The organism is Neisseria animalis (assembly GCF_900636515.1).
GTDB lineage: Bacteria > Pseudomonadota > Gammaproteobacteria > Burkholderiales > Neisseriaceae > Neisseria > Neisseria animalis.
In genome coordinates, this window is the sequence record NZ_LR134287.1 from 1,868,025 (window position 1) to 1,881,653 (window position 13,629).

A 13,629-nucleotide genomic window follows, 5' to 3' on the forward strand; every position below is an offset into this window, starting at 1 on the left:
CATATTAATCAGACGGCGTACCGGATAAAAATACACAGTCTGCCGATTATAACTGATTTTTATCCACAGGACAGCGGGACCGTCTGATTTTTTGTCCACAAACCGCCCACCTGCCGTCGATACCGCCTGAAAACCGCACCGCAACCACACACCTCACCGCATCTCCGCACAAACCTTTCATATTGATTGACAAAAGTTGAAAATTACGGTGTAATTCACAGTTTAATTCCACCCTTACCGATTTTTAGGAAAAAATATGAAACGCACTTATCAACCTTCAGTGACCAAACGCAAACGCACCCACGGCTTCCTGGTACGCTCCAAAACCCGCGGCGGCCGCGCAGTATTGGCCGCACGCCGCGCCAAAGGTCGCAAACGCTTGGCCGTATAATCTTGGATTACTCTTTCGGCAAGCAGTACCGCTTATTAAAAACGGATGATTTCTCATCCGTTTTTGCATATCGCAACCGCAAAAGCCGCGAACTGCTGCAAGTTTCACAATCCGGCGACAATGGCCTGAACCACCCCCGCCTCGGTTTGGTGGTCGGCAAAAAAACCGCCAAACGCGCCAACCGCCGCAATTACATGAAACGCGTTATCCGCGACTGGTTCCGCCTGCACAAGGCCGAGTTGCCGCCGCATGATTTCGTGGTGCGCGTCAGCCGCGCCTTTACCGCCGCCGAAGCCGCCCAAGCGCGCATCCAACTGGCGCAACTGATGATAAAGAAACGCTGATGTCCGCACTGCTGGCAAAACTCATGCTCTGGCTGATACGCTTTTACCAATACGCCGTCAGCCCCCTGATTCCGCCGCGCTGCCGCTACACGCCGACCTGTTCGCAATATGCTGTTGAAGCGGTTAAAAAATACGGCCCTTTCAAAGGCGGCTGGCTGGCCGCCAAACGCATTGCGCGCTGCCACCCCTTTGGCGGAAGCGGACACGATTCCGTCCCGTAAAACGGAGCATACCGCTTGCCGAGGCCGTATTCCAAGCGTACCAAACAAGATACGACCCGTCCGGCACGGCTTCCATATTGCGTTCATCGGGTCGGATATTCCATTTGCAGACGGCCTTTTGCACACTTCCCCTGTTCATTCCCCGCAATTTCTATATAATGCCGTCTGAAACTGCATTTTTACCCCTATTTACATTCCGGAAGTTGTTATGGATTTTAAAAGACTCTTGGCATTTTTTGCCATCGCCTTGGCGATTTTGATGGGCTGGGAACAATTATTCCCGTCCCCGAAACCGTCTCCGGCACAACAACAGGCAGCTCAGCAGCAACAGACTGCGGCCACCGCCAAAACCGAAGCCGCACTCGCCCCTGCCACGCCGATAACTGTTACCACCGATACGGTTAAAGCCGTCATCGATGAAAAAAGCGGCGACTTGCGCCAACTGACCCTTCTGAAATACGAGGCCAACGGTGATGAGAAAAAACCGTTCGTCCTGTTTAACGACAGCAAAGACTACACTTACGTCGCCCAAGCCGAATTACTGGACGCACAAGGCAACAACGTCTTGAAAGGCGTAAACTTTACCGCCGCGCAAAAAGACTACACCCTCAATGGCGACAAGGTAGAAGTCCGTCTGAGCGCGCCGGAAACCAACGGCCTGAAAATCGACAAAGTCTATACCTTTGCCAAAGGCAGCTATCTGATTAACGTACGCTTCGACGTTGCTAACAGCAGCGGCCACCCCGTCAGCCTGAACGCCAACTACAACGTCGTGCGCGACAACAGCGAGCCTGAAGGCCAAGGTTACTTTACCCATTCCTATGTCGGCCCCGTAGTGTACACCCCCGAAGGCGACTTCCAAAAAGTCGAATTTTCCGATTTGGACGATGATGCCAAATCCGGCAAAGACGAAGCAGAATATGTCCGCCGCACCCGAAGCGGCTGGCTGGGCATGATTGAGCATCACTTTATGGCAACATGGATTCTCCAGCCCAAAGACCAAGCCAGCATCTGCGCGGCAGGCGACTGCAGAATCGACATCAAACGCCGCAGCGACAACCTTTACAGCGCCAGCGCAAGCATTCCGCTGACCGCCGCGCCGGGTAACGGCAGCACCGTCATCGCCGCCAACCTCTATGCCGGCCCGCAAACCACCGACGTCATCGCCGGTATCGCCGACAACCTGCAACTGGCAAAAGACTACGGCAAAGTACACTGGTTTGCCTCACCGCTGTTTTGGCTGCTGAACCAACTGCACAACATCATCGGCAACTGGGGCTGGGCAATTGTTGCCCTGACTGTCATCGTCAAAGCCGTACTCTATCCGCTGACCAACGCTTCCTACCGCTCGATGGCCAAAATGCGCGCCGTTGCGCCGAAGCTGCAAGCCATCAAAGAAAAATACGGCGACGACCGTATGGCGCAACAGCAAGCCATGATGCAGATGTATAAAGACGAAAAAATCAACCCGCTCGGCGGCTGTCTGCCGATGCTGTTGCAAATCCCCGTCTTCATCGGCCTGTATTGGGCGCTGTTCGCTTCCGTCGAACTGCGTCAGGCACCGTGGCTGGGCTGGATTCACGACTTGAGCCGTCCCGATCCGTTCTATATCCTGCCGCTGATTATGGCTGCAACCATGTTTGTTCAAACTTATTTGAACCCGCCGCCTACCGATCCGATGCAGGCGAAAATGATGAAGATTATGCCGCTGATTTTCTCAGTAATGTTCTTCTTCTTCCCCGCCGGTTTGGTACTCTACTGGGTAGTGAACAACCTGCTGACTATCGCCCAGCAATGGTACATCAATAAGAGCATCGAGAAACAACGCGCCCAAGGTGAAGTGGTTTCTTAACATGCAACAATAAAAAAGGCCGTCTGCAAAATGCCGATTTTGCAGACGGCCTTTTAAATATCCGTATCACACCGAACACAACAAGCCGACATCAGCGTACAGACGGGGCGTGTGCCAAACTTGTCGTCATAGTCATTTAAAATAAGAATGATACAGCGTTGCTTTGCCTTGCCGTACTATGTGTACTGTCTGCGGCTTCGCTACCTTGTCTCATTCTTATTTTATTCGACTATACCAATCCTTAGCTGTAACAGCTCAGGCGCAGCAACACCGCATCATGCTTACTTTAAACAGTCGAGAACAAAACAAGGAAACAAAGCCACGGCATAACGGTATAAAAGCCGTCTGCAAAATCAATATTACCCCCATCAGACAACAAAACATTTAAAACCGCAAACATTCCACAGCAGAACCGGCCAATCAAGCCGGACTGCACAATCAGCAAACACAGCAACGCCGTAACGCCGTATCAAATGATTACCGCCATGCCACTCAACAACAAATGGCTGAAGATACAAAAAGATACAAAAAACGCTTTGACTATTTCCCTGCCATACCCATCAACTTACAAGCCCTGCTCTGCCGCATTTTGCAGACGGCCTTCAAAATTGCTCAAATCCACGCCTGCCCGTGCCGCTGCTGCTTTTACCTCTGCCACGGCAACACCGTTCTGCACCTGATGAAAACCCCACAATAAAGAACAGCGCGTACCTGTACGGCAGTAAGCCAATACCGGTTTTCCGTTTGTACGGCCCAACAATGCTTGAAACCCCTCCACGTCGGCAGCAGAAATTGTCGGCGCGGTAACAGGCTGATGATAAAAACAGTCAATCCCTGCCGCAGACAGCCATTGTTGTACTTGTGCAACATCGGGCTGCCCCTCTTCTTCCCCATCGGGACGGTTGCAGATAACTGCCCCAATACCCAGCTCAACAGCCTGCTTCACATCTTCCTCGCGGATTTGCGGTGCAATATAAAGATTATCGTCCAATTGAGCAATCGCCATCATTTCTCCTTTACTATAGTCGAATAAAATAAGAATGAGACAAGGCAGCGAAGCCGCAGACAGTACACATAGTACGGCAAGGCAAAGCAACGCTGTATCATTCTTATTTTAAATGACTATATGTATGATTTACAGACGGCATAACCATATAAAAAGCCGTCTGCAAAATCAATACTGCCTCCGGCAGGCATACAGAAATCCATCTGAAAATCGAAAAGCATTCCACGGCCGTTTCGGCAAACCCAACCCGTCTCCTACCGATTAAACAACCAATTTTCTAAGCGTTCTTTATCGACAATCCGCAGCAATGCGGTTGCCGCTTCCGCCGCCTGAACCGTCAATACACTTTCATGCAGCACGCCCGAACGGAAAAAGTGTACGCGGACACGCTCGCCAACGGCATATTGCGACCACTGCCCCGCCAAATCCGTACAGCTGTAACCATTCACGGCAATGATTTTATCTTGGGGACACAGCGCACCGTTTTCCGCGCTGCCGCCATTCAGCACATGAGTCAGCACCGCATAATCGGCATGCTGTTTGAACCGCGCACCCAAATCGGGAGCCGCCGAAACTTCAACCGTATCCGTAACCACACCCCCTCCGTGACTGCGCGGCAGAGCGTGCCAAGCCAATTCGATACCGACACTTGCCAAGCACTCCTCCAACGGCAAATCCTCAGTCGAATACAAAGCCGTCTGAAAAAAGTCCTCCAAATCCAAACCCGTTATTTGCCGGCATCTTACCTGCCATTGCTTTTCGGGTATGCCCGACCGGGTGGCACACCAGTCAAGATAATGCTGCTGCATCACATTATCCAGCGACTGCTTGCCGCCACTCTTTTGCCTGATGAGCAAATCCAAACACAATGCCGCCAGCGCACCTTTCTGATAATAGCTGACGATGGCGTTCGGACTGTTTTCATCTTGTTTGTAAAACTTATTCCACGCCGTAAAGCTGGACTCTGCCAATGTCTGTTGCAGACGGCCTTTGGTCTGCTGTACGCGCGTAATGGCCTGTGCAAGCAATAAAACATAAGCATCGGGTGCAATCACGCCGCTACGCGCCAGCAACAAGTCATCATAATAAGATGTAATGCCCTCAAACGCCCAAAGCTGCTCCGTATAATTTTCCTTAGACAAATCATAAGGCGCAAACACTTCAGGCTTGATGGATTTCACGTTCCACGCATGAAAATACTCATGGCTGAACAATCCGAGCAGTTGGGTGTAGTCGGAATTGGCCGCAGCCATACCGTGCGGCGGCAGACTGTTGCGGTCGGCAAGCAGCGCCGTACTGCTGATGTGCTCCAATCCACCGTAAATATTATCGCCAACGTGCAGCAAAAACCAATATTCCGCAAACGGCACCGGCTTCGGAAACATCGCCAATTCGGCCTCGCAAATTTTCCGAATGTCGCCGACCAAACGGGCTCGGTCAAAATCCCGGTACAAACCGCTCAATGCAATACGGTGCGGAATACCTGCCGCCTCAAAATCCAAAAACTCAATCCGCCCCAACTCAACCGGACAATCAATCAATTCACCGTAAGAGGCCGTCTGAAAAACCTGCTCCCCTATTTGCGGCAAAGCAGTCGCCACCTGCCAACCTACGGGCAGCTCCAACAGCTCAACCCGATGCGGTTGGCTTTCATAACCTTTCACACTCAAAAACAAACACGCACCGTCAAAAAAGCCGCGTTCGGTACTTAAAAAAGAACCGCGCACCGACAAATCAAACGCATAAACGGTGTAGCAAATCTGCCACTCCCCGACCTGCCCTTCCGCCAACCACCTGCTCTTGCTTTGCTGTACCAGACCCACTTGCCCGCCATTGCAAAAAGCATTGATTTGAACAATATGACGTGAAAAATCACGAATCAGATAACTGCCCGGCACCCAGTCGGGCAATACAACTTCAACGGGCAATGGTTTGTTTTGACTAAAACTTAATACAATCTGCCACTGATGGGCTTTCGGGTTGGGTGTGATTTTATAATTTAGCATAACTATTATTTTATTTGTTAAATTCTATTATTTAATATTCAATAAAAGTGAATATTTAATTTACATCAAAAAGATTTCTCAAAAAAGGGGACTTGAAAAATCCGAACCAGTAAAATACAGATTCCGCAAAACCAGAAGTTTGATTTTACTGGTTTTTTAGCCAAACAGCCAATCTCTGCGGGGAAGCGCGCAAATGTAATACTGCTTGGCGCGTTTTTATAAATATGTTAAATTAAGAAAAATTTAAACTTCGGCATAACTGTTTGTCATCAAACAGTCTTATCGTGAAGATATAAAAATTTTTCATTCCCATAATTTATGGAGACTCTCCCATGGACACACAAACTTATAACTACAAAGTGGTGCGCCAGTTCGCCATCATGACTGTAGTTTGGGGGATTGTGGGTATGCTGGTCGGCGTAATTGTTGCCGCCCAATTATACGCACCTTCTCTCAATTTATCCGAAATCGGCCCGTGGTTCCACTTCGGCCGTCTGCGTCCGCTGCACACCAATGCGGTTATTTTCGCATTCGGCGGCTGCGGCTTGTTTGCCACATCATACTATGTCGTACAGCGTACCTGTAACACCCGACTGTTCTGCGGCCCCTTGGCTGCTTTCACTTTCTGGGGTTGGCAGGCGGTTATCGTACTGGCCGTTATTACCTTGCCGCTGGGCTACACCCAAGGTAAAGAGTATGCAGAGCTGGAATGGCCAATCGACCTGCTGATTACTTTGGTATGGGTTGCCTATGCCATCGTATTCTTCGGTACGATTGCCAAACGCAAAGTGAAACACATCTATGTAGCCAACTGGTTCTACGGTGCATTCATCTTGGCGGTTGCATTGCTGCACATTGTCAACAATATCAGCATTCCGGCCAGCGTGATGAAGTCTTACCCTGTATATTCCGGCGCAATCGACGCAATGGTACAGTGGTGGTACGGTCACAACGCCGTAGGCTTCTTCCTGACTGCCGGCTTCTTAGGTATGATGTACTATTTCGTACCGAAACAAGCAGGCCGTCCGGTTTACTCTTACCGCCTGTCTGTCGTGCACTTCTGGGCATTGGTCTTCACTTATATGTGGGCCGGTCCGCACCACCTGCACTACACCGCCCTGCCCGACTGGACTCAATCTTTGGGTATGATTCTGTCGCTGATTCTGTTTGCACCATCTTGGGGCGGCATGATTAACGGTATCATGACCCTGTCTGGCGCATGGGACAAACTGCGTACAGACCCGATTCTGAAGTTCCTGATTGTTTCATTGTCCTTCTACGGTATGTCTACCTTCGAAGGCCCGATGATGTCCATCAAAACCGTAAACGCCTTGAGCCACTACACCGACTGGACGGTAGCACACGTACACGCCGGCGCATTGGGTTGGGTAGGCTTTGTAACCATCGGTTCCGTTTACTACCTTGTTCCGCGCCTGTTCGGCAAAGAGCAAATGTACAGCACCAAATTGATTGAAGCACACTTCTGGATCGCCACCATCGGCGTCGTACTCTACATTGCCGCAATGTGGATTGCCGGCGTGATGCAAGGTCTGATGTGGGGTTCGTTGAACGACGACGGTACGCTGACCTACTCTTTCGTAGAATCAGTAAAACGCACCATGCCTTACTACGCCATCCGTGTAGCAGGTGGTCTGTTGTACTTGGCAGGTATGTTCATCATGGCATACAACGTTTACCGCACCATCATCAGTGGCAAAGCGGTTGATGCCGAGATTCCTGCGGTTTCGCAAACCCACCACTAATATAGGAAAAGGCTACCAAAATGAAATTACAACAATTAGCTGAAGAAAAAGTCGGCATTCTGATTGTATTTACCTTGCTTGTGGCCAGCGTGGGCTTGTTGATTGAGGTCGTGCCGCTGTTTTTCTCCAAAGCAGTTACCCAACCCGCACCCGGCGTGAAGCCATACAGCGCACTGCAGGTAGCAGGCCGCGATGTATATGTCCGCGAAGGTTGCTACAACTGTCACTCGCAAATGATTCGTCCGTTCCGTGCAGAAACCGAGCGTTACGGTCACTACTCCATTGCCGGCGAGTCGGTTTACGACCGTCCGTTCCAATGGGGCTCCAAACGCACCGGTCCGGATTTGGCCCGTGTAGGTGGTCGTTATTCAGACGAATGGCACCGTATCCACTTGATCAATCCGCGCGATGTCGTGCCTGAATCCAATATGCCCGCATTCCCGTGGCTGGCTCAAACCAAAGTCAACATCGATGCAACCATCGGCAACATGAAAGCCTTGCGCGCCGTCGGTACGCCTTACAGCGATGAAGAATTGGCCAAAGCACCTGAGGAATTGAAAAACAAATCCGAACTGGATGCCGTTGTTGCCTACCTGCAAGGCTTGGGCTTGGCATTGAAAAACGTAAGGTAACATCATGGACATCAACTGGGTACGCTCGCTTTTTACAGTTTGGGTTTTTATCAGCTTCATACTGGTGCTCTATATTGTGTTTAACCGACGCAATAAGAAAAACTACGACGATGCTGCCAACAGTATTTTCGACAATGAAAACAACACTGATGAAAAAAACGGGCGTTAACCGGTTTGTCCGTGACCACGGAGCATAAAGAATGAACACAACATCCCAATTTACCAGTAATTTCTGGAATATATATATTGCCGCCATCGTCGTGCTCAGCTTTATCGGTTTGGCTTGGCTGCTGATTTCGCAAAACGTCGTCAAACTGAAAAAAGGCGAAGAGGCGAAAACCACGGGTCATGAATGGGACGGTATTGAAGAATACAATAACCCCCTGCCCCGCTGGTGGTTCTGGCTGTATGTATTGACTTGGATTTTTGGTGCGGTTTACATCGTACTCTACCCCGGCGTAGGCGATTTCAAAGGCGTATTGGGCTGGACCAGCCACAATCAATATGAAAAAGAAGTAGCCAAAGCCGAAGAGCAATACAAACCTCTGTATGCCAAGTTTGCCAACATGCCGATTGAGCAAGTGGCAAAAGATCCCCAAGTGCAGCAAATCGGTAAGAATATGTTTGATACTTACTGTATCCAATGTCACGGTGCGGACGCCAAAGGTTCCAAAGGCTTCCCGAACCTGACCGACCACGACTGGCTGTGGGGCGGCGAGCCTGAGCAAATCCGTGAAACCATCGAAAAAGGCCGTGTCGGCGTGATGGCTGCATGGGGTCCTGCCTTGGGTGAAGAGCGCGTAAAAGACGTAGCACACTATGTAATGTCCCTGTCCAAACCTAAAGACCAATACGACGAAGACCGTGCCGCACGCGGTAAAGCACTGTTCCACGGCGGTCCTGCCAACTGTTTCACCTGTCACGGTGATCAAGGTCAAGGCGTACAAGGTTTAGGTCCGAATCTGTCCGACGATGTATGGTTGTGGGGCGGTACGCAAAAAGCGATTATCGAAACCATCACCAACGGCCGCCACGGTCAAATGCCTGCTTGGGCAAACTTCTTGGACAACGACAAACTGCATATCATGACTGCATACGTTTGGGGCTTGTCCAATAAAGACGGCAAAGCGCCTGCTCCTAAAGCGCAACCTGCCGCCGCTGCTCAGCCCGCAACAGCATCAGCCGCCGCAGCCCAACCTACTGAACCTGCCGCTCCGGTAGCAGAACAAGCAGCAGCTCCGGCCGATGATGCAGACGGCGTGGTACTCTCAAATAAAGACGGCAAACCGCAAGGTATCTTCTATTTCGCCACCGGTAAAAGCGATGTTTCCGCCAATGCCGCCGGCGTACTGGAAGAAATCATCAAAGCTGGTAAAGACGGCAAACGTCTAGTTGTCAGCGGTTATACCGACAGCACCGGCAATGCCGCAGCCAATGCCGAGCTCTCTAAAAAACGCGCCCAAGCCGTACAAGCGTTTTTTGAAGCACAAGGCGTGAAAGCAGAAAATATCGAATTGCGTAAGCCTGAAGATACAACTGCCGCCCAAGGCGACAATGCTGCCGGCCGCCGCGTAGAAGTAACCGTAGAAGGCTAATCCCCTACTACCGCCCAGCCGCTCCTTAGGAGCGGCTTTTTATTGTCCAAACATTTCATCAAACAGCATTAATGCCGTCTGCAAATAGGAAAATCAGTTATAATTCACCATTTCAATCTGTCTGCCGACATCGGAAAACATTCCAAGTGTTCATTTCCAACGCAAAGCGGTAAATCAAAAACCGTACGGATATAGTCGCTTCCATTCAGATTGATACAGCATTTTCCGTACCTTATGTACGCTTTATACTGCCGACTACCCTACCCCGAGCCAAATGAAACGGCTATCCCGCGGCAAGATAAGTCAGTATTGCAACCGTTGCAATTTTCGACATACCGGCAGCCTGCAATACGCGGTTCGTAACCCTCCCGCGATACCAAAACTAGGAATCTTTATGCACAATCAAAAAGCCTTGGTCATCTTTTCCGGTGGTCAAGATTCAACCACCTGCCTGCTGCAGGCCATTGAAACATATGGCCGCGGCAATGTGCAGGCCATTACCTTTCAATACGGCCAACGCCATGCCGTCGAGCTGGAACGCGCGTGCTGGATTGCACAGGATTTGGGTATTCCCCAAACCGTGCTTGACTTGAGCTTGATGCAGCATATTACCCGCAATGCCTTGATGAGCGATGGAGCGGAAATTCAGACGGCCGAAAACGGCATACCGAATACGTTCGTCGACGGGCGCAATGCCTTGTTTCTGCTTTATGCCGCCATTTTTGCCAAGGGTCAGGGTATCCGGCACATTATTGCCGGCGTGTGTGAAACCGACTTTTCCGGCTATCCCGACTGCCGCGACATCTTTGTCAAGTCCATGAATGTTACCCTCAATCTGGCGATGGATTACGATTTCCAAATCCACACCCCGTTGATGTATCTGACCAAAGCGCAAACGTGGAAGCTGGCCGACGACTTAGGCCGTCTGAATTATGTACGCGAACATACCCATACCTGCTACAACGGCGTTATCGGCGGCTGCGGCGAATGTCCGAGCTGCATATTGCGCGAGCGCGGTTTGGCAGAATATCTGGCGGAAAAGCCATGAAGCCGGTATTGGCCGCATCTATATCGGATAACACAGAATAAGACAAGGCAGCAAAGCCGCAGGCAGTACGGATATGGTACGGGTTGGCGGAGTTGCTGCTTCAACAATGTAGTCAGGCCGCTTCTTGGGGCAAGGTGCGGCAACGATGTATCATTCTGTGTTGAATGACTATATCACGCCGCTCTTTTCCGTATGCAGATAAGGAAAAACAAAGGCCGTCTGCAAACCGGCAGCGAAACCCTTATTCGAATGAAACCGTCCGCCATCTAGCCAAACGCCGCTATTTGGGCATTACACCCATAATGAGACCATGAAAATCACTAAAATCTTCACTTTTGATTCGTCGCACATGCTCGACGGTCACGACGGCAAGTGCCAAAACCTGCACGGCCATACTTACAAGCTGGAAATTACCGTTTCAGACGGCCTGATTCAGGGCGGGGCGAAAGACGGCATGGTAATGGATTTCACCGACCTCAAAGCCATCGTCAAGCAGCAAATCATCGACCCGTTCGATCACGCCTTTATCTACGACGGCAGCAATGAGCGGGAAAGCCGAATCGCCGCGCTGTTGGAGGAGTGGAACATGAAAACCCTGCGCCTTCAACGCCGCACCACCGCCGAAAACATGACCGTTGAAATATACGGCCGTCTGCAAAATGCAGGCATAAACGTATGCAGCGTCAAGCTGTGGGAAACACCGACCTCTTGCGCCGAATACGAAGGAGAAAACGAATGAGCCTGTTGGGTACACTGCTGGTATTGCTGGTGGCCGCCGAGCATTTTTACATCGCCTATCTGGAAATGACGCAGATTCCCAGCGAGAAAGCCGCCAAGCTGTTTCAGCTGCCGTATGAATTTTTGCAGCAGAAAAGCGTGCAAAATATGTTCAGCAATCAGGGGCTGTACAACGGTTTTCTGGCGGCAGGCCTGTTGTGGGCACAGTTTGCCGCGCCGGACAACGCGCGTTTTCCCGCAACCATGCTGTTTCTCGGCTTTGTCTTGATTGCAGCCGCATGGGGCACGTTTTCCACCGGCAATAAAAGCATCGTATTGAAACAAGGTTTGCCCGCCGCATTGGCGGCTTTGGCAGTATGGGCGGCGGCATGACTGAAATCCGTCCGGAAAATCCGCGATACCGCCTGGTCGAAATGTTCGAAAGCCTGCAAGGAGAGGGTTACAACACGGGCATGAGAGCCGTTTTCCTGCGCTTGGGCAAATGCAATCTTGCCTGCGGGTGGTGCGATACGGATTATTTAACATTCGAGATGACCGGCCTGAGCGATATCTTAGGCCGTCTGAAACAATATACTGCCCGAACCGTTATCATTACCGGGGGCGAACCGACCATCCAGCCGCATCTGGATATTCTGCTGGATACGCTTAAAGCACAAGGTTATTACCTTTGCATCGAAACCAACGGCCTCAACCCTGCGCCGCCGCAAATCGATTTTGTCGCCGCCAGTCCGAAAGCCTGCTATGCCGGAAAATATACCAAACAATATATCGAAACCGCAGATGAAGTACGGATTGTCGCCGACGGCGATGTGACTGCGTTTGCCGAAGAAATGGAGCGCAAAATCCGTGCCCGTCATTATTATCTGTCGCCTTGCGAGCAAAACGGTGAAATGAATATTTACGACACCATCCGCCAAATCGGCCTGCTCAACAGCCGCCCGAATGCCCCCGTGCATTGGTCGCTGAGTTTGCAGACGCATAAGCTGGCCGGAATAGAATAGCAAAAATACAACAGCAAAACCGGCATCCTGCAGGTTATCTAAAAAAATATCGCCCAATAAAATATAGGGCGATATAGTCGAATAAAATGAGAATGAGACAAGGCAGCGAAGCCGCAGACAGTACAGATAGTACGACAAGGCAAAGCAACGCTGTATCATTCTTATTTTAAATGACTATACAAAGCAATACAGCCGTATCGTCCTATATTTTTTGTCCAATCCGCATCACAAAGCCGTCTGCAAATTGCCCCCGAAACCTTTGTTTCACATTCGGCCAATTTGCAGACGGCTTTTTCAGTCTGTCAGACTATGATTTACTCCAGCACTACTTCCACACGACGGGCTTCGGCATTGTCGCCGCTGCCTTCGCTGTTTTCAGGCTTACGCAACTCGATTTGCTCTTCCGCTACGCCCAAGCCCATCAAAGCATTCTTCACCGCAAACGCGCGCTGTTTGGACAACTCTTCGTTTTGCGCCTGATTACCGGTCGTATCATGGAAACCGGATACAACTGCTTTTTTACCCTCTTTCACGCCGGCAATCACGTCTTGCAAGGCTTCCTGCGCGCCAGCCGCCAAATCGGATTTTCCGCTGGCAAAATAGAATTTCACGATACCGTTTTCCACCACCACGGCAGAACCGTCGGCAGCTGCTCCGCTCTCATCTTGAGAAACGGCAGTATCCATACCATCGGCAGCAGTATCCGCACCTTCGGCATCGGCGGTTCCCATTGAATCGGCATCAGCAGATCCCTCGTACATCACTTCGGTTTCCTCAACTGTTGCCTCGGAGCCGTTCTCCGCCGCATTGCCGTCTGCTATTTCAGCAACCGCCGCTTTGCCGTAATCGGGCGAACCTTCAATCTTGCCCGTTTCCCAGCCCCATACCGACAGAAACAGCGTTACCGCCGTTGCAATACCTGCCGCACCGCCGGCAATCCACAAACCCAAGCGTTGTTCTTTGTGATCGTTGTTGTCAGACATCGTCTTTCCTCTTTGATACATGATTGGAAAATAAAAATCAAAACCTGTC

Annotated in this window: 15 protein-coding genes; 12 read left to right on the top strand and 3 right to left on the bottom strand. The window is 50.7% G+C overall.

Going from position 1 to position 13,629, the window contains the following annotated elements:
- Positions 1 to 256: 256 nt before the first annotated feature.
- The 4 genes from rpmH (at position 257) to yidC (ending at position 2,808) form a co-directional block, all read left to right on the top strand.
- Positions 257 to 391, top strand: coding sequence for a 50S ribosomal protein L34 (gene rpmH, locus EL111_RS08540; RefSeq protein ID WP_002214728.1), 135 nt, complete (start codon positions 257 to 259; stop codon positions 389 to 391).
- Between the two features lie 2 nt (positions 392 to 393).
- Complete coding sequence (rnpA, locus tag EL111_RS08545) at positions 394 to 735, top strand: ribonuclease P protein component (RefSeq protein ID WP_123794658.1); 342 nt, start codon at positions 394 to 396, stop codon at positions 733 to 735.
- A complete protein-coding gene (yidD, locus tag EL111_RS08550; protein WP_123794659.1) occupies positions 735 to 956 on the top strand; it encodes a membrane protein insertion efficiency factor YidD in 222 nt (73 codons plus the stop codon). The genes rnpA and yidD overlap by 1 nt, the downstream gene beginning before the upstream one ends.
- Positions 957 to 1,164: 208 nt before the next feature.
- A complete protein-coding gene (gene yidC, locus EL111_RS08555; RefSeq protein ID WP_123794660.1) occupies positions 1,165 to 2,808 on the top strand; it encodes a membrane protein insertase YidC in 1,644 nt (547 codons plus the stop codon).
- Between the two features lie 565 nt (positions 2,809 to 3,373).
- On the opposite strand, the gene EL111_RS08560 is transcribed toward yidC, so the two are convergent.
- Together EL111_RS08560 and EL111_RS08570 are read right to left on the bottom strand one after the other, a co-directional pair.
- Positions 3,374 to 3,814 (bottom strand): TIGR01244 family sulfur transferase, encoded by a 441-nt coding sequence (locus EL111_RS08560; RefSeq protein ID WP_123794661.1) that lies wholly within the window; start codon positions 3,812 to 3,814, stop codon positions 3,374 to 3,376.
- A 254-nt stretch (positions 3,815 to 4,068) separates the two neighbouring features.
- Positions 4,069 to 5,820, bottom strand: a complete 1,752-nt coding sequence (locus EL111_RS08570) for a M61 family metallopeptidase (RefSeq protein ID WP_123794662.1) — start codon at positions 5,818 to 5,820, stop codon at positions 4,069 to 4,071.
- A gap of 332 nt (positions 5,821 to 6,152) precedes the next feature.
- On the opposite strand from EL111_RS08570, the gene ccoN reads away from it, so the two are divergent.
- The 8 genes from ccoN to EL111_RS08610 all read left to right on the top strand — a co-directional run bounded on the left by ccoN (position 6,153) and on the right by EL111_RS08610 (position 12,597).
- Positions 6,153 to 7,583: a cytochrome-c oxidase, cbb3-type subunit I gene (gene ccoN / locus EL111_RS08575; RefSeq protein ID WP_123794664.1), complete on the top strand. Its 1,431-nt coding sequence runs from the start codon at positions 6,153 to 6,155 to the stop codon at positions 7,581 to 7,583.
- 20 nt (positions 7,584 to 7,603) lie between these two features.
- Entirely contained in the window at positions 7,604 to 8,215 is a 612-nt protein-coding gene (ccoO, locus tag EL111_RS08580) for a cytochrome-c oxidase, cbb3-type subunit II (RefSeq protein ID WP_123794666.1), read from the top strand.
- Between the two features lie 4 nt (positions 8,216 to 8,219).
- Positions 8,220 to 8,384 carry a cbb3-type cytochrome oxidase subunit 3 gene (locus tag EL111_RS08585; RefSeq protein WP_123794668.1) on the top strand — a complete coding sequence of 55 codons (165 nt, stop codon included), beginning with the start codon at positions 8,220 to 8,222 and terminating at the stop codon, positions 8,382 to 8,384.
- Positions 8,385 to 8,415: 31 nt separating this feature from the next.
- On the top strand, positions 8,416 to 9,810 hold the full coding sequence (gene ccoP / locus EL111_RS08590; RefSeq protein WP_123794670.1) for a cytochrome-c oxidase, cbb3-type subunit III: 1,395 nt from the start codon (positions 8,416 to 8,418) through the stop codon (positions 9,808 to 9,810).
- Between the two features lie 394 nt (positions 9,811 to 10,204).
- Positions 10,205 to 10,858, top strand: a complete 654-nt coding sequence (gene queC / locus EL111_RS08595) for a 7-cyano-7-deazaguanine synthase QueC (RefSeq protein ID WP_123794671.1) — start codon at positions 10,205 to 10,207, stop codon at positions 10,856 to 10,858.
- A gap of 310 nt (positions 10,859 to 11,168) precedes the next feature.
- Positions 11,169 to 11,597, top strand: coding sequence for a 6-carboxytetrahydropterin synthase QueD (gene queD, locus EL111_RS08600; protein ID WP_123794673.1), 429 nt, complete (start codon positions 11,169 to 11,171; stop codon positions 11,595 to 11,597).
- A complete protein-coding gene (locus tag EL111_RS08605; protein ID WP_123794675.1) occupies positions 11,594 to 11,968 on the top strand; it encodes a DUF1304 domain-containing protein in 375 nt (124 codons plus the stop codon). The genes queD and EL111_RS08605 overlap by 4 nt, the downstream gene beginning before the upstream one ends.
- Positions 11,965 to 12,597: a 7-carboxy-7-deazaguanine synthase QueE gene (locus tag EL111_RS08610; protein ID WP_123794677.1), complete on the top strand. Its 633-nt coding sequence runs from the start codon at positions 11,965 to 11,967 to the stop codon at positions 12,595 to 12,597. Before EL111_RS08605 ends, EL111_RS08610 begins: the two co-directional genes overlap by 4 nt.
- 314 nt (positions 12,598 to 12,911) lie before the next feature.
- Here EL111_RS08610 and EL111_RS08615 read toward each other — a convergent pair whose 3' ends face one another.
- The gene (locus EL111_RS08615) at positions 12,912 to 13,580 is read right to left on the bottom strand and encodes an OmpA family protein (protein WP_123794679.1); all 669 of its coding nucleotides are present in this window, start codon (positions 13,578 to 13,580) and stop codon (positions 12,912 to 12,914) included.
- Positions 13,581 to 13,629 lie beyond the last annotated feature (49 nt).